The organism is Ruegeria sp. CDSA021 (genome assembly GCF_059612325.1).
Genome location: NZ_JBXWQJ010000007.1, coordinates 155,408 through 175,256, shown reverse-complemented (window position 1 = coordinate 175,256; position 19,849 = coordinate 155,408). Strand labels below are relative to the sequence as shown.

The window sequence follows — 19,849 nt, the reverse complement described above, 5'->3', positions numbered from 1 at the left end:
TGGCAACTTTATTACTTCGCAACTGCAGAAAATCAAGTCTTTTCTGACTAACGTAAGCGACCGATTGTATAGGTCGGATTAATCTTTTCCTTTTCAATATAAGCAGTTAGGGATTCATGGTGCGGATGATGCGACGTTTTTGTCTCGGCCGCGGCCAGTCCGCCTGAGATGAACAGAGAATCAATACCCTCTCCCATGCCGCCCAGAATGTCCGTATGGGGGCCGTCTCCGATCACAAGAATGTCGCCATCGGGAATATCGTTACCCAATTCCTGCAGCCTCCGGCGGGCCAGGTCATAGATCGGCGGATGCGGTTTTCCGAAATACAAGCTCTCGCCGCCCATTTCGGTATATAGTCTGGCCAAAGCACCAGCGCACCATTCCCGCACTTCGCCCCGGTCAACCACGATATCAGGATTGGCACAGAGCAGTTTCATGCCCATCTGCTTGGCGTACAGGAAATCGGGCCGGTTCACATCAGGGTCGGCCATCGTGTCGAATGGACCACAGCAGACAATGCCTTCGGCTTCTTTCAGCGGTACACGCTCAATGTGGATGGGGTGATGCAACAGCTTGAGCGGTTCGAAGAAGCCCGCATCGCGTTCCCATTCACCCATGAAATAAACCTTGTGTCCGACAGCGCCCCGGAACATCGCGGACCGCGCGGAATCCCCGCTTGTGGCGATGGTGTCATAGGCGTCCGCAGGGACGTTGAACTGCCCCAATTGCTCTGCCACGCCTGCGCGGGGTTTCGGAGAGTTTGTGACCAGCACAACAACCCCTCCCTTCGCGCGATAGGCCTGCAAAGCCGCAACAGCTTCGGGGTAGGCCGTGATGCCGTTGTGAACACAGCCCCAAAGGTCGACAAACAACGCCTTATAGCGGTCTGAGATCTCGGCAAGCGAGGAAACGATCTGGGTCATGGGGGCCTCTGGGTCTGATATCGCGGTCGCGACAGCTATGGCAAAGCTTGGGCCTGAACACCATCCCGCATTCCTTTTTGCACAAAGGAATTGATGAATCTGCTACTCTTCTTCAGTAACGTCTGTCACATCCGGCGCCTGTTGGACGTTGTCCGTTCCCAGGATAACTTGCGCAGCAATCCTGCTTTGATACCGCACAATAGCAAGGTAACCGGGCCCAAGCTCATCTTGCAGCACATTCACCAACGGTGTTTCCCGCAGTTGTTCTGGGATCTGCGAAGCAACTGACGAAACTTTGTATGCAGCTTCTGCGGGAAGATCGACAATCAACCAAACATCCACCTTCTTTCGCCGCGCATTGACGTCGATACGAATGATTTCGACCGAAACCGGGTCAGCCCACTCTCGAATGGCTTCGACCAGCTGGGCCTCGGTCCGTGTTTCCAGATAGCGATTATAAGTGGACTTTCCGAGTTGCAGAACGACAACCACCAGGAACGCAAGCGCAACAAAAACGCTGGCCGTAAAGTTGAGCTTGCGTTTGCCCTTGCTGAAAACGACCGACCGCGCGGCATAGATCAGGTAAACCGTACAGGCGGAAAGGATGATCGCGCCAAGGTTGGTGGCAAACAGCAACCCTGCCTCATAGGCTTCGGCGGGTTCGCCAAAATATAACAGAACGCCCGAAGCAGAGAGCGGTGGAACCAGGGAAACGCCAATTGCGGCTCCGGGCAAAAGGCTGAGTTCGGATTTGTTGATCTGAACATAGGCCCCGGCCACACCGGCGGCGAGCGCAACGATCAGGTCTTCGGTACCGGGATCGGTGCGTGCAAGCACCTGATCCGGGATTACAATGCCGCGAGGAACATCAGCGACATAAACCATAAACCACGCCATCAGCACACAGGCCACGGCGGCCAGACAAACCGTAAGGGCCAGAACCGCTGCACGTTGCAGCCAGCCCATAACCATGGCTGCCGCCACGCCAAGAATTGGGGTCATAAGTGGCGCCACCAGCATAGCTGCGATCACGACGGCTCCGGAGTTGCGCAGCATACCCATGGTGGCGATCACGACCGACAAAGTCAGCAACATCGCAAACCGACGCCAGTAAGCAAACTTGTCTGGTCCTTCGAAGCGAAGAATACCCTTGGTTATACTGAGACTACGAACGACCATTTTGCTTGTCTGACCCGGTTTAAGCTTTGCGTCCAATACCAACCTAACAATCGATGCCGTTCTGGCAAATGCCTTGCGCGAAAGAAAAAAGGCGCCCAAAACGGGCGCCTTTCGTACTGGATGATCAAACGATCAGACTTTCAGGTTCGGAATGATCTGCTTTTTGCGGCTCATGACGCCTGGCAGGACGACGGCATCACCATCAACGGTTGCGTCAAAGCTTTTCTCGGCGACGGTTTTGACAAGATCGTTGGGAACCAGCAGCGTGGCTTCTTCGTTCAGGATATCGACCACGAACAGCAGAACTTGATCGACACCGTCCTCTGACGCCACGTCCACCATCGATGCTGCCAGGCTGGCCTTGCGGTCCAGCACGACGTCAGGCGCGGTCGTTTCCAGAACCGAGACGCGGAATTTGGTGCCGTCGACTTGGTATTCCTTGCTATCCATGCGGATCAGCTCGGCGTCCGAAAAGGACGACACGTCAGATTTCGCCGCGAACATGTCGGCTGCATAGGCCGAGATATCCAGCTCAAGTTCAGCCGCCAGCCGTTCTGCCACCGCGCGGTCATGAGCGGTTGTTGTAGGCGAGCGGAATTCCAGCGTGTCCGACAGAATGCAGGTCAGAGCCGCGCCTTTGATGGCGTCGGGCATTTTGGCCGCATCTTCACCCATCAAGTCGACCATGATGGTTGCGGTGCAGGCCAGCGGGCGCACGGTGATGTCGATCGGACCTTTGGTTTCCAGACCGCCGACCAGTTTGTGGTGGTCGATGATAGCGCGAATATCCGCATTGTTGATGCTGGCGGGCAATTCAGCAGGGTTATTGGTGTCGACGATGATCACTGGGGTATCTGCGGCCAGATCTTCGATGATGCGCGGTTTGGGCAGGTCCCAGTTATCCAGCATAAAGGCTGCTTCGGTGTTGGGCTCGCCCAGCAGCACGGGCTCGGTCTGCTCATCCTTGATCTCGTTCAAATACCACGACCACAGGATCGGCGAGCCTGTAGAGTCGGTGTCAGGGGATTTGTGGCCAAATACTAGCGTTGTCATGTCAGCGTCCTGCGGATTGGAAATTTGCGCGCGTTATAGTGTGGGTAAACGCGGTTGTCACGTCGCGGCCACCGGTCTGCGACGCTTAGTCTGCTATATGCCCGCCAATTCAGAATGCAGCCCGTTTCAGCATGAATCCTTCCTGCTCTAACAGGTTCAGCAGGCCATGGTCACCGCTAAAGTGGCCAGCCCCCACCGCAATGACGGCTGTCTGATCCTTGATCCGCAATATATGTTCCATCCAGTTGGCATTTCGTTCAACCAGCAACTGCTGTTCAAACGCCGCCCACTCGGCTTCAAACTCGGCATCGCTCAAACCGGAAAGCTCTTGCCCCAGAATACGTCCAAGCACAAAGACCTCGGCGTGTTTTTCCTCGAAATACGAGTTCGCCATGGTTTCCATCTGATCTTCGACATTCTGGAAGGTCCCGGCCATCCGCGCGAGTGATTGCGCCTGTTCTTCTATCGAATAGGCGTCGAACATGGTCATCAGGTCCTCGACACTTTCCAATGAATATTGCGGGATGCTGTGTTCTTCGGCCAGCTGCGCCAGACGTGCGTCCAACCCATTGGTTTTGTCGGGGTCCTGTATGATGCAGGCCGGCAAAGCCAGCGTCATGCTCAAAAACCAAGGGCGCATCTTGGCCCCCATCCAGCTTGGAATGCCGCGATCAGCCAATGCCGCGGAAAGGGTGGCCCATTCTTTTTCGGGAATCAGGTCGATAAGTGTGGGGCCCGAGGTGATCAGGACCGGGCTCGGGTCCGCTGCCAGTTCCCGTTCCCAGGCTTTCATTTCATCCTGGCGAATTTCAAAGTAGAACGCATCGGCCCGTGTAAGTGTTGGCGTCAAGCGTTCGACGATGCCGTCCATCTGCGGGTAATTCAGGTGCATTGTGCCGACCAGATGCAACACAGTCGTGTCCTTGGTCGCAATCCAATGATTGCCCTCGGGATATAGAGTATCTGTCAGAGCGTCCTGCACTTCGGCTTGGACTTCGGGCGACAGATCCCCTCTCAGGTCGCGTCCCTCACAGTCAGCCTGTGCTACTGCGGGCAACAAAAGGCTTATGATGAATGGCAGCAGACGCATCGGTGAATTCCCTTTGAAACCAGAGTTGCGGGGACAGTGTACCGGCGGGCGGGTTGTTTCAAGTTCGATTGCACCGGCTGAGGTATGGGCTGGCATTCCACCACAGTTTGCGTAGCATAACGCCATGACCCGTGAACAGGACCTCTACCCCCCGATCAAAGCGCTGCTGGAGCGACAGGGGTATACGGTCAAGGGCGAAGTCGGGGCAGCTGATATTGTTGCGGTGCGCGCGGGTGAGGAACCCGTGATCGTCGAGCTGAAGTTGAAGTTTACGCTGTCGCTGTTCCACCAGGCCATCACACGACTGAAACTGACCGATCAGGTCTATATCGCTGTCATCAAGCCCACGGGCCGAACCGCCCGACGGGCACTGAAGGACAATCTGGCACTGTGTCGACGGTTGGGTCTGGGCCTGATCACCGTGCGCGCTGACGGTACGGTCGAAGTGCAATGTGATCCAGGCCCCTATGCGCCGCGCAAAAACAAAGCCAAGGTTGCGCGTCTGCTGCGCGAATTCGACCGGCTGGAAGGGGACCCGAACGCGGGGGGTGCCACACGGCATGGGATTGTAACAGCCTATCGACAGGACGCGCTGAAATGCGCGGCGTTTCTGGCGGAGAATGGTCCAACAAAGGGGGCCGAGGTTGCCAAATCGGTTGGTGTCCCTGCCGCCACCCGGCTTATGCGAGAAAACCACTATGGGTGGTTTGAGAAGGTTGAAAAGGGCATCTACGGACTTACGTCTTTCGGGGCCGAAGGATTAAAGCACTGGGCCTACAGCTGGGAACAGGCTGACTGATCTGACTTGCGAAAAAAATCCCTGACAACTTATTGACTCGGAGATTTAGACTCCCTAGCTATGCGTCGTTATCACTCACATACTCCGAGTGCTAACGCCTCGTCGGAAGGCGAGGGGAGGATAAACTAACTTTGAGCCCAAGGAGCTGCAAAGATGGCATTGAAACCGCTTCATGACCGCGTGCTGGTTCGCCGTACCGAAAGCGACGAAAAAACCGCTGGTGGTCTGATCATTCCCGATAGCGCAAAAGAAAAGCCCAGCGAAGGTGAGGTTGTATCGACCGGTGAAGGCGCGCGCAAGGACAGCGGCGAGCTGATCGCAATGGCTGTAAAAGCTGGCGACAAGATCCTGTTCGGCAAATGGTCGGGCACCGAGGTCAACGTCGAAGGCGAAGAGCTGCTGATGATGAAAGAAAGCGACATTATGGGGATCATCGAGTAAGCCCCGCGCTTTCTCTGATTTCTATACGCTTTATCTCAAACAAATCTCTCAAGGAGAAACGACATGGCTGCTAAGGACGTCAAGTTTGACACCGATGCCCGTAACCGCATGCTGGCAGGTGTGAACATCCTGGCCGATGCTGTCAAAGTGACCCTGGGCCCCAAAGGCCGCAACGTGGTTCTGGACAAATCCTTTGGCGCGCCGCGCATCACCAAAGACGGTGTTTCGGTTGCCAAGGAAATCGAACTGGAAGACAAGTTCGAAAACATGGGCGCGCAGATGGTGAAAGAAGTCGCCAGCCGCACCAATGACGAAGCCGGCGACGGCACCACCACCGCAACTGTTCTGGCTCAGGCGATCGTCAAAGAAGGTCTGAAGCAGGTTGCAGCGGGCCTGAACCCGATGGACCTGAAGCGCGGCATCGACCTGGCAACCGCCAAGGTTGTTGAAGGCATCAAAAACGCCTCGCGTGAAGTGAAAGACTCGGCAGAAGTTGCTCAGGTTGGCACCATCTCGGCCAACGGCGAAGCCGAAATCGGCCAGCAGATCGCTGATGCGATGCAGAAGGTTGGCAACGAAGGCGTTATCACCGTCGAAGAAAACAAAGGTCTGGAAACCGAGACCGATGTTGTCGAAGGTATGCAGTTCGACCGTGGCTACCTGTCGCCTTACTTCGTCACCAACGCAGACAAGATGATTGCAGAGCTTGATGACTGCATGATCCTGCTGCACGAAAAGAAACTGTCCTCGCTGCAGCCGATGGTTCCGCTGCTCGAGCAGGTGATCCAGTCGCAAAAGCCGCTACTGATCATTGCAGAAGATGTTGAAGGCGAAGCGCTGGCAACTCTGGTTGTCAACAAACTGCGCGGCGGCCTGAAAATTGCTGCTGTCAAAGCACCTGGCTTCGGCGATCGCCGCAAAGCCATGCTGCAGGACATCGCAATCCTGACCGGCGGTCAGGTCATCAGCGAAGATCTGGGCATGAAGCTCGAGTCCGTCACCATGGACATGCTGGGCACCGCCAAGAAAATCGAAATCACCAAAGACGAAACCACCATCGTCGACGGTGCTGGCGAAAAAGCCGAGATCGAAGCACGTGTTGCTCAGATCCGCACTCAGATCGAAGAAACCTCGTCGGACTACGACCGTGAGAAGCTGCAAGAGCGCGTTGCCAAACTGGCAGGCGGTGTTGCTGTTATCCGCGTCGGCGGCATGACCGAAGTTGAAGTGAAAGAGCGTAAGGACCGTGTTGACGATGCTCTGAACGCAACGCGTGCTGCTGTTCAGGAAGGCGTTGTTGTGGGCGGTGGTGTTTCGCTGGTTCAGGCCGGCAAAGCTCTGGACTCTCTGAAAGGCGCAAACGCTGATCAGGACGCAGGCATCAATATTGTTCGCAAGGCAATCGAAGCGCCGCTGCGCCAGATTGCTGAGAACGCAGGCGTCGACGGCGCGGTTGTTGCTGGCAAGGTTCGCGAATCTTCGGAAGCAGCCTTTGGCTTCAACGCACAGACCGAAGAATATGGCGACATGTTCTCGTTCGGCGTGATTGACCCGGCCAAAGTTGTCCGTACCGCTCTGGAAGACGCGGCATCGGTTGCTGGCCTGCTGGTCACCACCGAAGCAATGGTTGCCGACAAGCCTGCCAAAGAAGGCGCGGCACCTGGCGGTGGCATGCCCGACATGGGCGGCATGGGCGGCATGATGTAAGTACGTCGAATTTGCTTCGGCAAATTCTGACGGCCCGACAGGTGCTTGGCGGTAACGCCAGGCTGCCGACAGGGGAAGTCATAGTGCTAAAAGACGGGGTCGCCTTCGGGTGGCCCCGTTTCGTTGTTGATAGCCGCTTTGCGGCTATGCCTCCGGCGGGAGTATTTTGGAAAAGATGAAAAGCGGTAAGCATGTACATGGATTGTGAGTGTCCATATCGCTGGCAACCGGATATGCGGGTTCCATGCGACTGTTTTTTCTGACCGCCCTGACCATGTGCGCTTTTGCGGCGAATTCCATCCTTAACAGGATGGCAATCGACAGTGGCGCCAGTGATCCGGCCGGGTTTGCGATTGTGCGGGTACTCGCGGGCGCGCTGGTCTTGACTGCATTGGTGCTGGCGCGCCGCAGGCATGTACCCTTGCGCAACCGTCGGCGGGTCATTGGGGCGGGGTCGCTCTCTGTTTATATGATAGGGTTCTCCATCGCCTACATGACGCTGGATGCGGGGTTGGGGGCGCTGGTGCTGTTTGCCGTTGTGCAGATCACAATGTTCGGTATTACCGCTGTGTCAGGCACTCTGCCCACCCGACAGCAACTGGCAGGGGCGGCCATCGCTTTGGGAGGGCTGGCCTTTGTGCTGTGGCCCTCGGGCACGGTGCGGGTTGACCCGGTGGGTACCGCTTTGATGGTCGCTGCCGGTGTCGGTTGGGCCGTTTATTCTTTGGCCGGCCGATCCGAGCCTGACGCCCTGCAGGGCACGGCTGCGAATTTCATCATTGCTTTGCCTGTCACAGCTTTGGCCCTACTGGCCACTGGAGCAGAGTGGCACATGACCGGGTTTGGATATCTGCTGGCGGCTGTGTCGGGGGGCATCACTTCGGGATTGGGATATGCCCTGTGGTATCGCGTGCTGCCGAACCTTGCGCCAACAGTTGCGGCTGTGGTCCAACTCAGCGTGCCTGTCATCGCGATCCTGGGGGGTGTCGCGCTGCTGGGCGAAAGCGCGAGTGTCCGGCTGATCATCGGAGCGTCGCTGGTTCTGGGCGGTATCGCGCTGGCCGTGCTGCGACGTCAACAGAGCTAGGTCTTTCATCAGCGGCTCATAGGCTTTATCTGGCGGTTATGAGACTTCTGACCGCCTTGCTTTTGTGCCTTTTCCCGTTTGCCGCCAGCGCGAAATGCGTGGTGCTGCTGCATGGGCTTGCCCGGACCGAGGCTTCGTTTGCGGTGATGGAGGAGTTGTTCGAGGCACATGGCTACACCGTTGTGCGCCCCGGGTACCCCTCGACCGAAATTGGCATACCGGAATTGGCTGAACAGACCCTTCCGGACGCCTTTGCCGCGTGCGGAGAAGATAGGGTCAATGTTGTGGCACATTCCATGGGCGGCATCCTGCTGCGGTATTGGCTCAAGGATCATCACCCTTCCAACATGAGCCGCGCCGTCATGCTCGGCCCACCTAATCAAGGAAGTCAGCTGGTCGACGAACTCAGCGCGTGGGAGGTGTTCGGATATCTGAACGGTCCAGCAGGCCTGCAACTGAGTACAGGCCCAGAAGGTATCCCCAGAAGGCTACCTCCGGTGGATTTCGAACTGGGGGTCATTGCAGGGGACGAATCCCTGAACCTCGTGTTTTCCTCGCTGATCGACGGGCCTGATGATGGCAAGGTTTCGGTCGAAAGCACCAAGGTTAAGGGCATGGCCGATCATCTTGTCTTGCCCGTGACCCATACCTTCATGATGAACAACCCGCGCGTAATGGCTCAGGTGCTGCATTTCATTGAATTTGGCCAGTTCGATCCGCAGATCACCTGGCTGGACGGTGTGATGGAAATAATAGACGAGATTTGTATAGGGCAGGATTGCTCGGAGCCGGATTCGGAGCCCACAAGATGACCGCATTAGAGCTGACTGTGACCGGCGCAGATGTACTGTTGCCGGGCGAGGGCTTGTCCTGCGCTGATCTGACCATTGCCGACGGCGCAATACAGGCAGAGTCAGCGGGGCGCAGGATCGATCTGTCTGGATATCTTGTCCTGCCCGGCATCATCGACCTGCATGGGGATGGGTTCGAACGCCATATCGCACCGCGCCGGGGTGCGATGAAGCAGATGAATGAAGGTATTCTGTCGGTCGAAACCGAGCTTGCTGCAAACGGCATTACCACCGCGGTGCTCGCCCAATTCTACAGCTGGGAAGGCGGTGTGCGGGGTCCGGAATTTGCCGCGCAGGTGTTTCAGGCCATTGCTGCCGTTAAGGACAGCACGGTCACCGATCTGATCCCGCAATTGCGGTTCGAGACCAATATGCTCGAGGACTACGACGGTCTGGCCCGCCGCATCGCCGATTGGCAGGTGCCGTACGTGGTTTTCAATGATCACCTGCCACATGATCGTTTGGCACAGGGCAAAAAACCGCCGCGCCTGACCGGGCAGGCGTTGAAGGCCGGGCGCAATCCGGATGCGCATTTTGAGATGTTGCTCAACTTGCACGCCCGCAGGCACGAAGTGCCCGCAGCGGTCGAAGTGCTGTGTTCTGACCTTAAAGAGATGGATATACGTCTTGGCAGCCATGATGACGCAACCGTTGAAACAAGGGCCTGGTGGCGCGATCTTGGCGTCTACATTTCCGAGTTCCCGGAAACGCTTGAGGCTGCTGAGGCCGCGCGTTCCGCCGGGGATCACATCATCCTCGGTTCCCCCAATGTGGTGCGGGGTGGATCGCATAAAGGCAACGCAAGTGCAGTCGAGCTGATTGCCATGGGACTCTGCGATGCGTTGGCCTCGGATTACCATTATCCCAGCCCGCGCCGTGCGGCGCTGATGCTGACCAAAACCGGCTTGCTGGATCTGGCCAGTGCATGGGCGCTGATCTCATCCGGTCCCGCACGGGTGCTGGACTTGCAAGACCGGGGCACGCTGGCCGTGGGCAATCGCGCAGATCTGGTCATACTGGATGCGGAAACCCATCGGGTCGCGGCAACCATGTCCGGTGGGCGCGTCAGCTATATGTCAGGTGACATCGCCGCACGGTTTGTGGGCTAGGCACAAAAAGTCTTCATCTTTTCCCAAATACTCTCGCCGAAAGCGTCGCGCATTTGCGCGATACTCTCAGCGTTTGATACGGTTGAAATGCCCCATCTTGCGCCCGGCTTTGATCTCGGCCTTGCCGTAAAGATGCAGCGCCACGTCTCGCTCGCGGGCCAGTTCGGGCACGCGGTCCATGTCGTTGCCGATCAGGTTTTCCATCACTACATCCGAATGACGTTGTCCGTCCCCCAGGGGCCAGCCCGCAACCGCACGGATGTGCTGTTCGAATTGATCCACGGCACAGCCATTCTGCGTCCAGTGGCCCGAATTATGCACACGCGGTGCGATCTCGTTCACGATCAGACCGCCGGGTGTCACGAACAGTTCAACCCCCATGACACCGACATACTCCAATGCGTTCAGGATGTTGGCCGCCAGAAGGATTGCGTCGGTGCGCTGGGCAGGGGACAGGCGGGCGGGGATGGTGGTGGTGTGCAGGATACCGTCTCGGTGCACGTTCTCGCCCGGATCGAAACAGGCCACCTGACCATCCAGCCCGCGTGCTGCGATGATCGACACCTCGTGCGAGAAATCCACGAACCCTTCCAGAATTGCAGGCGCACCGGCCATGTCGGCCAGAGCAGCCCCTGCACCTTCAGGGTTACGCAGCCGGGCTTGGCCCTTACCGTCATAGCCAAAGCGGCGGGTCTTGAGGATGGCAGGCGTCCCGATTTGTTCGATCGCAACGTTTAGGCTGTTCAGGTCGGCAATATCGGCAAACGGAGCCGTTTTCAGACCCAGGTTTTGCAGAAAATTCTTCTCTGTCAAACGATCCTGGCTGACCCGCAGTGCCTCGCGCCCGGGGCGGATCGGGCGGTGGGCTTCCAGAATGTCCAGAGCTTCTGTCGGGATGTTTTCGAACTCATAGGTGATGACATCCACCGCATCGGCAAAGGCTTTCAAGGCGTTGACATCGTCATAAGACGCCGTTGTGACCCGATCCGCAACCTGCCCAGCGGGTGGGTTTGCGCCTGGCTCATATATATGGCTAACAAAGCCCAGTCTGGAGGCCGCCACCGAGAGCATCCGACCCAGCTGACCGCCCCCCAAGATCCCGATTACCGCGCCGGTTTGCAGTGCTTCAGTCATTGACAGGCTCCTCGGGGATCGAAGCCGATAGAGCCTCGCGCCAGGCATCCAACCGATTGGCCAATGCCGGATCCTGCAGCGCCAGAATTCCCGCCGCCATCAGACCGGCATTGGCACCCCCGGCGGACCCGATCGCCATGGTTGCCACAGGAAAACCCTTGGGCATCTGCACAATGGAATAAAGCGAGTCCACGCCCGACAGGGCGCGCGTCTGCACCGGCACACCAATAACCGGCACCCGCGTTTTCGATGCCATCATGCCCGGCAGATGCGCGGCGCCACCAGCGCCCGCGATTATCACGTGCAAACCGCGCGATACGGCGGTCTTGCCATAGTCCCACAGCCGATCTGGCGTGCGGTGGGCCGACACGATACGTTTTGCATAAGCGACGCCCAATTCATCCAGAATATCTGCCGCTTCTTTCATCGTGGGCCAGTCCGATTGGCTGCCCATGATGATCCCCACTTTCACATCGCTCATCCGCTTTTGTCCCTGCGCTCAGAAAGAGCGCGCACTATAGCCAAATCCGGTTCTCTGGCAATGCGCTGCAGGGTGTTCAGGCGATGATATCGGGGGTCAGGCGATCTTCGATGATGCGGATGATGTCTTTCAGGCGCAGTTTCTCTTTTTTCAGCCGCCGTAACGTCAGCTGATCAGCAGTGCCCCGGTCATGTAGCGCTTCAATCGCTTCATCCAGATCGCGGTGCTGGCGTCGGAAAACCTCCAGCTCGACCCGCAGAACTTCATCTGTTTTCATCGAAAGATCGGTGGGCGCGTTCATTGGTGACTCGGGTTTGTTGTGGTGCTTACCCAACAGGATAGTGTGTAAGACGTTATCGCGCCAGACCTTGTGGACATCCTGGTTTCTTCCCATATTCTATTATAGGCGGCTGCCAGAACGGGGCCGCACACCACGTCGCTTTGACAATAAAGGACGAAAATACGTGTCGAAACTTACCTTGGGCTCATACCCGCATCTTTTGGGGTTCGAGCAGTTGGAACGCCTTCTGGAACGGTCTGCAAAGGCTGGCAACGAAGGGTATCCGCCCTATAACATCGAACAGACTTCGGACTTTTCCTACCGCATCACCCTTGCGGTGGCGGGGTTCGCCGAAGAGGACATGTCGATCACCATCGAGGATCGCCAACTGGTGATCCGGGGCCGTCAACGCGACGACAGCGAGGGGCGCATATTCCTGCATCGCGGCATTGCGGCGCGCCAATTTCAGCGCATGTTCGTGCTGGCTGACGGTGTCGAAGTGGGCGAGGCGATCATGGAAAACGGTCTGCTGCATGTGGATCTGACCCGCGCCGTGCCGGAAACCGTTGTGCAGACCATCAACATACGGAAGGGGTAAGAGCAATGAACACACCGATTGAAATCAACACCGAAGGCGACCGTATTGTTTATGTAAAAACGGTCGAGGTTGCCGATCTGCCGCGTGATCTGCGCGATCAGGCGGGGGATCTGGATCAGCTTTATGCAGTACATGATTCCGATGGGCAGCAACTGGCGCTTGTGGCCGACCGCAAGCTGGCCTTTGTGCTGGCGCGTCAGCATGACCTGTCCCCGGTGGCCGTTCACTGAACGGCCCACTAGTGCCTTTTGGGGCGTGACATTCCCAGCGACACGCGCGACACATGGACATCGGCGAAATCTGCCGGGATGTTCAGTCAGGATTTTATAGCATGAGCTGGTTCGAATTCGATTGGGTAGACGCCTTTAGTGACCGCGCCTTTGGCGGCAACGGATGCGCCGTGGTTCATAACGGCGCGCATCTGTCCGAACAGGTCTGCATGGCCTATGTGCGCGAAACCTCCCTGGTCGAATGCACCTTTACCGGACCATCCGACATTGCTGATATCCGTGTGCGATATTTTCTGGCCAGCCGGGAAATTCCCTTTGCTGGGCATCCAACAATTGCCACCGTGGCTGCCATGCGGTCTCGCGGGTTGATTGAGGGCGAGAGCCTGACGCTGGAAACCGGTGCGGGGATAGTGTCGATTCGACTGAAAGGCGCGCAGATTGAAATGACCCAGGTTGCCCCGCAATTCGGCCCGCATGTGCCTGCCGATCTGGTGGCCGCAGCCGTAAACCTGCCGCCTGACGCCATTATCTTACAGCCGCAGCTTGTATCGACCGGATTACCGTTCTGCATCACCGTCCTGCGCGACCATGCCGCTTTGCGCGCGGCTCAACTGGTTGAAGGTCCTTTGAGAAAAGTGGCGGAGGCTGCGGGCTTTTCAGGTTCGGATATGGCCGAACCGTTTCTCGTGACGTTACAAGGGGCCACCGACGCAGGTGATACGTTCTCGCGCCTGCTTCTGGCCCCACCCAGCCCGCCCGAAGACCCGTTCACCGGATCCGCCACCGGGGCCATGGCAGCGTATCTCTGGAAATATGACCTGATGGCCAAAGACAATTTTATCGCGGAACAGGGGCACGACATGGGCCGCCCCGGACAAGCCACTGTTACCCGCGTTGGCCCGGCGGACGCCATGACCGGAATCAGGGTCGCTGGTGAGGGACATATCCTGATGCGCGGGCAAGTCGATCTACCAGAGGATGTGCGTTGAGGGACCGGGCATGGCGATCGTAGGCCGGGAATCGAAATAGTATCCTGCCCCTAGACCCGTGGAGCGGGCCGCATCCAATCCAGTGGTTTGATCGGAGCGGCTCGAGGGTCAATCCCGTGTCTGGTACAAAGCGTGTCCAAATAAGATCCCGGAACCGGTAAACCAGCCAGTTGGATAGCCAGCAGTTTTTTCTGGTGGCCATAGACATGGACCGAATGCGTAGCCTCTCCTTCGATCTCGTCCGGCGCCACGTTCGGATCATGCAGTTTCCAAAGCTCGGCTGGTGCCAACGGATAGAGGGTTTTGGCCGCCATCGCGTGACTGTCTTCACCAGTCTGGCGCAGGAAGTGTCCAAAGGCTTTGGGCCCCGAACTGCCCCAGGGCAGAGATTCGATGCCCCAGCTTTCGCCCTTTGCAATCCGCTCGCGATTGTGCCTCCTCACTTGCCGACCGCGCCAAGGCTGGGTTGGGTTAGCCGACATCACGAAATCCAACATCAGCGCAAGCGTCTGTGAGTTCTGAGGCAGGCGCAGAACACCTGTCGGGAAATCATTGGTTTTGGAGTGCGCAAACGCCCAGTCCGAAAATGAGCGAAAAGCCCGTACGCAATAGGCATCAAGATCGACCCAAATGGTATCGCTCTGACGCATCAGATGCAGTCGGAAAATATCAGAGAACACAGCCACACCCTGCCGGTCGCCCGGTTGTAGAGTATAGGGTGGGGGCCAGAAAATTTCGCTTGCCGGGCGTGTGTGAACACCCGCGGGGATGCCCTGAACCTCGTGAGAAAGATACAGATCGAACGCATGCCCCTGATCCAGAAAAGACTGAATACACAGCTGCTCCAGCCAGCTCAGATCGGATCCGAACCAGAAACTGGCAATGGTGGGCAATCTGTGTGTCACGGCAAAATTTCACCCTGTTTCTTGTCGCACAGCACCAATCCAGGCAGCGCTTGTCAATCAGGACAAACAAAAACGGCCCCCGGAAACCGGAGGCCGAAAAGTCTTGGTTCGCTGACGTCAGCTTGCAGCGATCAGGCCCATGCTTTCCAGTTTCAGCAGAACCTGGTGGGCGCAGTTGTCGACCTCGACATTCTCGGTCTCGACGCGCAGCTCCGGGTTTTGCGGCACGTCATATGGATCCGAGATGCCGGTGAACTCCTTGATCTTGCCCTCGCGTGCCAGCTTGTACAGGCCCTTGCGGTCGCGGCGTTCGCATTCCTCGATGGTGGTCGCGACGTGGATCTCGCAGAAGGCACCGAACTGTTCGATCTCTTCGCGAACCGCCCGGCGGGTGGTGGCGTAGGGCGCGATGGGCGCACAGATTGCAATGCCGCCGTTTTTGGTGATTTCCGAGGCCACATAGCCGATCCGACGGATGTTCAGATCGCGGTGCTCTTTCGAGAAGCCCAGTTCCGACGAGAGGTTCTTGCGCACGATATCGCCATCCAACAACGTCACGGGGCGGCCGCCCATCTCCATCAGCTTGACCATCAACGCGTTGGCAATGGTCGACTTGCCCGAACCCGAGAAACCAGTGAAGAACACGGTGAAGCCCTGCTGGCTGCGCGGTGGCTTGGTCTTGCGCAGTTCGGTCACAACCTCAGGGAAGCTGAACCATTCGGGGATTTCCAGACCTTCGGCCAGACGACGGCGCAGTTCGGTGCCCGAAATGTTCAGGATCGTGACATCATCCTTGTCGAGAATCTCGTCATTCGGCTCGTACTGCGCGCGTTCCTGCACATAGACCATGTGCTTGAAATCAACCATCTCGACGCCGATTTCATCCTGATACTGGCGGAACAACTCCTGCGCATCATAGGGGCCATAGAAGTCTTCACCCGCCGAGTTCTTGCCGGGGCCTGCATGGTCACGGCCAACGATAAAGTGCGTGCAACCGTGATTGGCGCGGATCAGTCCGTGCCAGACCGCCTCGCGCGGGCCAGCCATACGCATCGCCAGATTCAGTAGCGACATCGACGTGGTCGAGGCCGGATATTTGTCCAGCACCGCCTCATAACAACGCACACGGGTGAAGTGATCAACGTCGCCCGGCTTGGTCATGCCGACAACCGGGTGGATCAGCAGGTTGGCCTGCGCTTCCTTTGCGGCGCGGAAGGTCAGTTCCTGATGCGCGCGGTGCAAGGGGTTGCGGGTTTGGAACGCAACGATCCGACGCCAGCCCAGCTTGCGGAAGTAAGCGCGCAGCTCGTTTGGCGTATCGCGGCGGCCGCGGAAGTCATAGTGAATAGGCTGTTGGATTCCAACGACCGGACCACCCAGATAGACCTTACCTGCAACGTTGTGCAGGTAGTTTACGGCGGGGTGCGCATCGTCATCGGCGCCGAACACTTTGTCGGCTTCGCGCGCCTTGTCAGGAGTCCAACAGTCAGTGACGGTCATGGTGCCCAGGATCACGCCTTCCTGATCGCGCAGGGCTATGTCCTGACCCAGCTCGATGCCTTGGGCAAAATCTTCGCTGACATCCAGTGTGATCGGCATCGGCCACAGCGTTCCATCGGCCAAACGCATATTCTCGACCACGTTGTCGTAGTCGACTTCGCTCAGGAACCCTTTCAGCGGGTTGAATCCGCCATTCATCAGAAGTTCAAGGTCGCAGATTTGGCGCGGGCTCAGGTCCCAGCTGGTCAGATCTGTCGCTTCGACCTTGAGCTTTTGCGCCGAGTCATACGACACGAAGAGTTCAGGAATTGGGGCCAGATTGCTTAACATCGTCATTTGAATACTCTTATCGCAGTGTTGAATTGCCAGTGGATATTGGGCGTTGTCAGGGCATTTGCACCGACTGATGGACGAAGTCCACTGGCGTCAATGAAACAAAGGAGGATATGCGCTGATTTTTTCAGAATTGGAAGAAATTTCTATCGCGGCGACTCCACAGATGATCCGGTTCCTCGAAATGGAACGAATTTGGTCATGCAGAGTATGACTGTTCCTTTCTTTGACGCTGAATTCCAATCTGTGAGGCCCGGGCTATCGGAAGCGCGGGAATCGGCTGGGAAACTCCGCGCAGTTCGAATGGCCGGATCTCAGCGTGCGGTACATCCACACCCGCTGCGCGCAATAATTCTTCCGAAACCAAAAGTTCCACCCCCAGCGCCTTGGTTTCGCTCTCCAGTCGGCTGGCCACATTGACCGCGTCACCAATGATCGTCTTTGCGGCATGGCCCTGCGCGCCGATTTCACCCACGACCAGATCCCCCAGGTGCAGGCCCATGCCGATGCGAATGCCGGGGCTGCCTTCAGCTTCGAGCTGTTCGTTGAACATGTCCAACGCATGGCTGATATCCACCGCTGCGTTCAGTCCGGCGCGGGCTGATGCCGCAGCACCAGGTTTTTCAAACACCGCCAGCAGCCCGTCACCCATATACTTGTCCACGATGCCTCCTTCATCGGTAATGGCGGGCACCACCGCATCAAAGAACCGGTTCAGCAAAAAAACGATATCATAGGGCAGTTGTCCCGTGGTTCGTGCGGTAAAGCCGCGCATGTCCAGAAACAGAACAGCCAGTTGGCGCTCCTGTCCCTGGCTAGCGTGCCCGCGAAATCGCCCGCCATCCGGTCGGAAAACGCGAAATACGGTGGTCGGCTCGGACGGACGTATCTGGCAGGCCAGCCGCGTCTGAGGAGACGCGCCGACAGCAGCCAGACTGCGTGCCTCTACGTCGTTGGGCGGGGGCAGGGCATCGCCTCCGTTCTCGACAATGACGCGGCATGTGGTGCAGCGCCCTTTGCCGCCGCACAAAGCCGCATGAGGCACGCCGTTTGCTTGCGAGATCTCAAGTAAAGTCATGCCCTTTTCCGCGACCACATCGGGCCCTCTGGCATAGGTGACGCGCACGGAATGCCTGCGTCGCCAAAATTTGCGCCCGATGAACACCAGACCCGTTGCGCCCAGTGCCAACCAAAAGGCCGTCAGGGCGTTGTCCTTGACGCTGAACAGTGTCTGAAAGGCTTCGGGAGAGGGCCAGTTGTAATGGTCGATGTACTGTTCGCGCAAAAACTCGTCGGCAAAATCGGCCCAGATGCGGCGGCCTTCGGTCAACAGGCCAGCCAGTGCGAACAGAGGCACAAAGACAGCCATGCCGATCAGATAAGGTACGGCATTCGACCACCATTTGGTCAGCCGCAGCCACATGTGCAGACCGATGCAGCCATGCACCCAGACAATCAGCAGCAGTGCGCTTTGCATCCAGACTGCAATGCTCGGCCACATCAGGATAATGATGTATCCCATCTCGTCGTTGACGTCATAAACCTCATGCGCGACCCGCGTATGAACAATATGCGAGATCAGTTGCAAGGGGATCAGTAGCCCCAACACCACCTGAAGACCTGTGCTGAAAGGCATACGCAGGGTTCGGCGTTGCGCGATAGACACGAGGGCCAGACCGGCATGTACGAACAGCGCCGTGTAGAGAAGCACGCTCATCGCATTGTGGCGCGTCACCTCTTTGCGACCGTCCTGCATCCCGTGCAGGTAATCGGTGTGAAACAGGCCCAAGCCTATGTTAATGAAATGAAAAAATGCGAAGACAAACAGGACAAGACCACTGCCGATCCTTAGTCGGGTTGACCACCCGCCGCGCCAAAGAGCGTTGTTCAAATGCTCACCCATCTTTCGCTGTGCTCAGGATAATCCTGATACGCTGCCGCCTGAGGGTCAAGGGAATGGCAGTTGCTGCTGAATGTCCTTCATGATCGCATTGCAGTTAATTTAAGACAGCGCCCCCTGAAACCTCGGGGCGCTATCGTTGAGTTTCCGGGTTCGCTCTATTCGTTTTCTGCGAGGAACCGCTCGGCATCCAGTGCCGCCATGCAGCCCATTCCGGCGCTTGTGACAGCCTGACGATAAACGTGGTCCGTCAGATCACCAGCCGCAAATACGCCCGGAACGGAAGTTTCGGTTGTTCCCGGCTTGGTGATGACATAGCCGCCCATATGCGTTTCCAGCGTGTCCTTGACCAGCTCGTTCGCGGGGGCATGGCCGATGGCGACAAAGACGCCCTTGCACGGGATTTCAGTGATCTCGCCGGTTTTGACATGCTTGACTCGAACGCCCTCCACGCCCAAAGGCGCGTCGGTGCCGATCACTTCTTCCAACTGGTGGAACCACAGGGGTTCGATCTTTTCGTTCTTCATCAACCGATCCTGCAGGATCTTTTCTGCCCGCAACTCATCCCGGCGGTGGATCAGAGTCACCTTGCTGGCGAAGTTGGTCAGGAACAGGGCCTCTTCCACAGCGGTATTGCCGCCACCGATGACCACGATTTCCTGGCCGCGATAGAAGAACCCGTCGCAGGTGGCACAGGCAGAAACGCCAAAGCCTTTGAATTTCTCTTCCGACGGCAGGCCCAGCCATTTCGCGCGCGCGCCGGTCGCCAGAATGACCGCATCCGCTGTATAGGTGGTGCCGCTGTCGCCTTTGGCCGTAAAGGGCCGCTGACTGAGGTCCAGATCGCTGATGATGTCGCCGATCACTTCACAACCCATGGCTTTGGCATGATCCTGCATCCGCACCATCAGGTCCGGGCCCTGTACCTCGGTGTCGCCGGGCCAGTTCTCGACCTCGGTCGTTGTCGTCAGCTGGCCACCGGGCTCAATACCCTGCACCAGAATGGGCTCCAGCATGGCGCGGCTTGCGTAAACGCCCGCGGTGTATCCCGCGGGCCCTGACCCGATGATCAGAACCTTGGTATGTCGTGTGTCGGCCATGCTATCCCCGCTCGAATTGCCTGAAGTGGGCCTTTGGCCCGTCGCCCCGATATAGCGACCGACCGGCCCGGCTTAAACCCCCATCCTGATTGTGACCCCGGCACTGCATCGGAAGGAATTGAGCGATTTGAAAATAAAGAAAATTGCGCATGTGCGAAAC

General features: G+C 57.6%; 20 protein-coding genes. 9 read left to right on the top strand and 11 right to left on the bottom strand.

Annotated elements, in window-relative coordinates; all coding sequences use genetic code 11:
- Window positions 1-47: 47 nt before the first annotated feature.
- The 4 genes from AC2FLD_RS11695 to AC2FLD_RS11680 all read right to left on the bottom strand — a co-directional run bounded on the left by AC2FLD_RS11695 (window position 48) and on the right by AC2FLD_RS11680 (window position 4,245).
- Window positions 48-923 (bottom strand): TIGR01459 family HAD-type hydrolase, encoded by an 876-nt coding sequence (locus AC2FLD_RS11695; protein ID WP_496669420.1) that lies wholly within the window; start codon window positions 921-923, stop codon window positions 48-50.
- Between the two features lie 102 nt (window positions 924-1,025).
- Complete coding sequence (locus AC2FLD_RS11690; protein ID WP_496669422.1) at window positions 1,026-2,102, bottom strand: DUF389 domain-containing protein; 1,077 nt, start codon at window positions 2,100-2,102, stop codon at window positions 1,026-1,028.
- A 132-nt stretch (window positions 2,103-2,234) separates the two neighbouring features.
- Complete coding sequence (locus AC2FLD_RS11685; RefSeq protein ID WP_496669424.1) at window positions 2,235-3,155, bottom strand: manganese-dependent inorganic pyrophosphatase; 921 nt, start codon at window positions 3,153-3,155, stop codon at window positions 2,235-2,237.
- A gap of 109 nt (window positions 3,156-3,264) precedes the next feature.
- Window positions 3,265-4,245: a TraB/GumN family protein gene (locus tag AC2FLD_RS11680; protein WP_050604882.1), complete on the bottom strand. Its 981-nt coding sequence runs from the start codon at window positions 4,243-4,245 to the stop codon at window positions 3,265-3,267.
- A gap of 124 nt (window positions 4,246-4,369) precedes the next feature.
- On the opposite strand from AC2FLD_RS11680, the gene AC2FLD_RS11675 reads away from it, so the two are divergent.
- From AC2FLD_RS11675 to AC2FLD_RS11650, 6 genes are all read left to right on the top strand, one after another.
- Window positions 4,370-5,044 carry a DUF2161 domain-containing phosphodiesterase gene (locus tag AC2FLD_RS11675; RefSeq protein ID WP_496669426.1) on the top strand — a complete coding sequence of 225 codons (675 nt, stop codon included), beginning with the start codon at window positions 4,370-4,372 and terminating at the stop codon, window positions 5,042-5,044.
- A gap of 153 nt (window positions 5,045-5,197) precedes the next feature.
- Window positions 5,198-5,485 carry a co-chaperone GroES gene (locus tag AC2FLD_RS11670; RefSeq protein ID WP_050604813.1) on the top strand — a complete coding sequence of 96 codons (288 nt, stop codon included), beginning with the start codon at window positions 5,198-5,200 and terminating at the stop codon, window positions 5,483-5,485.
- A 63-nt stretch (window positions 5,486-5,548) separates the two neighbouring features.
- Window positions 5,549-7,192: a chaperonin GroEL gene (groL, locus tag AC2FLD_RS11665; protein WP_050604812.1), complete on the top strand. Its 1,644-nt coding sequence runs from the start codon at window positions 5,549-5,551 to the stop codon at window positions 7,190-7,192.
- A gap of 244 nt (window positions 7,193-7,436) precedes the next feature.
- Window positions 7,437-8,279 carry a DMT family transporter gene (locus tag AC2FLD_RS11660; protein WP_496669428.1) on the top strand — a complete coding sequence of 281 codons (843 nt, stop codon included), beginning with the start codon at window positions 7,437-7,439 and terminating at the stop codon, window positions 8,277-8,279.
- 38 nt (window positions 8,280-8,317) lie between these two features.
- On the top strand, window positions 8,318-9,091 hold the full coding sequence (locus AC2FLD_RS11655) for an alpha/beta fold hydrolase (protein ID WP_496669430.1): 774 nt from the start codon (window positions 8,318-8,320) through the stop codon (window positions 9,089-9,091).
- Window positions 9,088-10,239 carry an alpha-D-ribose 1-methylphosphonate 5-triphosphate diphosphatase gene (locus AC2FLD_RS11650; RefSeq protein WP_496669431.1) on the top strand — a complete coding sequence of 384 codons (1,152 nt, stop codon included), beginning with the start codon at window positions 9,088-9,090 and terminating at the stop codon, window positions 10,237-10,239. Before AC2FLD_RS11655 ends, AC2FLD_RS11650 begins: the two co-directional genes overlap by 4 nt.
- A 66-nt stretch (window positions 10,240-10,305) precedes the next feature.
- Here the strand turns inward: AC2FLD_RS11650 and AC2FLD_RS11645 are convergent, their stop codons facing one another.
- The 3 genes from AC2FLD_RS11645 to AC2FLD_RS11635 all read right to left on the bottom strand — a co-directional run bounded on the left by AC2FLD_RS11645 (window position 10,306) and on the right by AC2FLD_RS11635 (window position 12,155).
- A complete protein-coding gene (locus tag AC2FLD_RS11645; RefSeq protein WP_496669433.1) occupies window positions 10,306-11,373 on the bottom strand; it encodes a 5-(carboxyamino)imidazole ribonucleotide synthase in 1,068 nt (355 codons plus the stop codon).
- Window positions 11,366-11,854, bottom strand: a complete 489-nt coding sequence (gene purE / locus AC2FLD_RS11640; RefSeq protein WP_496669435.1) for a 5-(carboxyamino)imidazole ribonucleotide mutase — start codon at window positions 11,852-11,854, stop codon at window positions 11,366-11,368. The genes AC2FLD_RS11645 and purE overlap by 8 nt, the downstream gene beginning before the upstream one ends.
- Before the next feature lie 76 nt (window positions 11,855-11,930).
- On the bottom strand, window positions 11,931-12,155 hold the full coding sequence (locus AC2FLD_RS11635; RefSeq protein WP_050604880.1) for a YdcH family protein: 225 nt from the start codon (window positions 12,153-12,155) through the stop codon (window positions 11,931-11,933).
- Window positions 12,156-12,318: 163 nt separating this feature from the next.
- Here AC2FLD_RS11635 and AC2FLD_RS11630 point away from each other — a divergent pair, with 163 nt between their 5' ends.
- From AC2FLD_RS11630 to AC2FLD_RS11620, 3 genes are all read left to right on the top strand, one after another.
- A complete protein-coding gene (locus AC2FLD_RS11630; protein WP_050604807.1) occupies window positions 12,319-12,732 on the top strand; it encodes an Hsp20 family protein in 414 nt (137 codons plus the stop codon).
- 5 nt (window positions 12,733-12,737) lie between these two features.
- A complete protein-coding gene (locus AC2FLD_RS11625; protein ID WP_050604806.1) occupies window positions 12,738-12,962 on the top strand; it encodes a DUF1150 family protein in 225 nt (74 codons plus the stop codon).
- Window positions 12,963-13,063: 101 nt separating this feature from the next.
- Entirely contained in the window at window positions 13,064-13,951 is an 888-nt protein-coding gene (locus AC2FLD_RS11620) for a PhzF family phenazine biosynthesis protein (RefSeq protein WP_496669437.1), read from the top strand.
- A gap of 50 nt (window positions 13,952-14,001) precedes the next feature.
- Here AC2FLD_RS11620 and AC2FLD_RS11615 read toward each other — a convergent pair whose 3' ends face one another.
- The 4 genes from AC2FLD_RS11615 to trxB all read right to left on the bottom strand — a co-directional run bounded on the left by AC2FLD_RS11615 (window position 14,002) and on the right by trxB (window position 19,689).
- Window positions 14,002-14,856, bottom strand: coding sequence for a hypothetical protein (locus tag AC2FLD_RS11615; RefSeq protein ID WP_496669439.1), 855 nt, complete (start codon window positions 14,854-14,856; stop codon window positions 14,002-14,004).
- A gap of 117 nt (window positions 14,857-14,973) precedes the next feature.
- The gene (locus tag AC2FLD_RS11610; RefSeq protein ID WP_496669441.1) at window positions 14,974-16,692 is read right to left on the bottom strand and encodes a bifunctional sulfate adenylyltransferase/adenylylsulfate kinase; all 1,719 of its coding nucleotides are present in this window, start codon (window positions 16,690-16,692) and stop codon (window positions 14,974-14,976) included.
- 196 nt (window positions 16,693-16,888) lie between these two features.
- Complete coding sequence (locus tag AC2FLD_RS11605) at window positions 16,889-18,592, bottom strand: adenylate/guanylate cyclase domain-containing protein (RefSeq protein WP_496669443.1); 1,704 nt, start codon at window positions 18,590-18,592, stop codon at window positions 16,889-16,891.
- A gap of 155 nt (window positions 18,593-18,747) precedes the next feature.
- Window positions 18,748-19,689 (bottom strand): thioredoxin-disulfide reductase, encoded by a 942-nt coding sequence (gene trxB, locus AC2FLD_RS11600; protein WP_496669445.1) that lies wholly within the window; start codon window positions 19,687-19,689, stop codon window positions 18,748-18,750.
- Window positions 19,690-19,849: the final 160 nt, after the last annotated feature.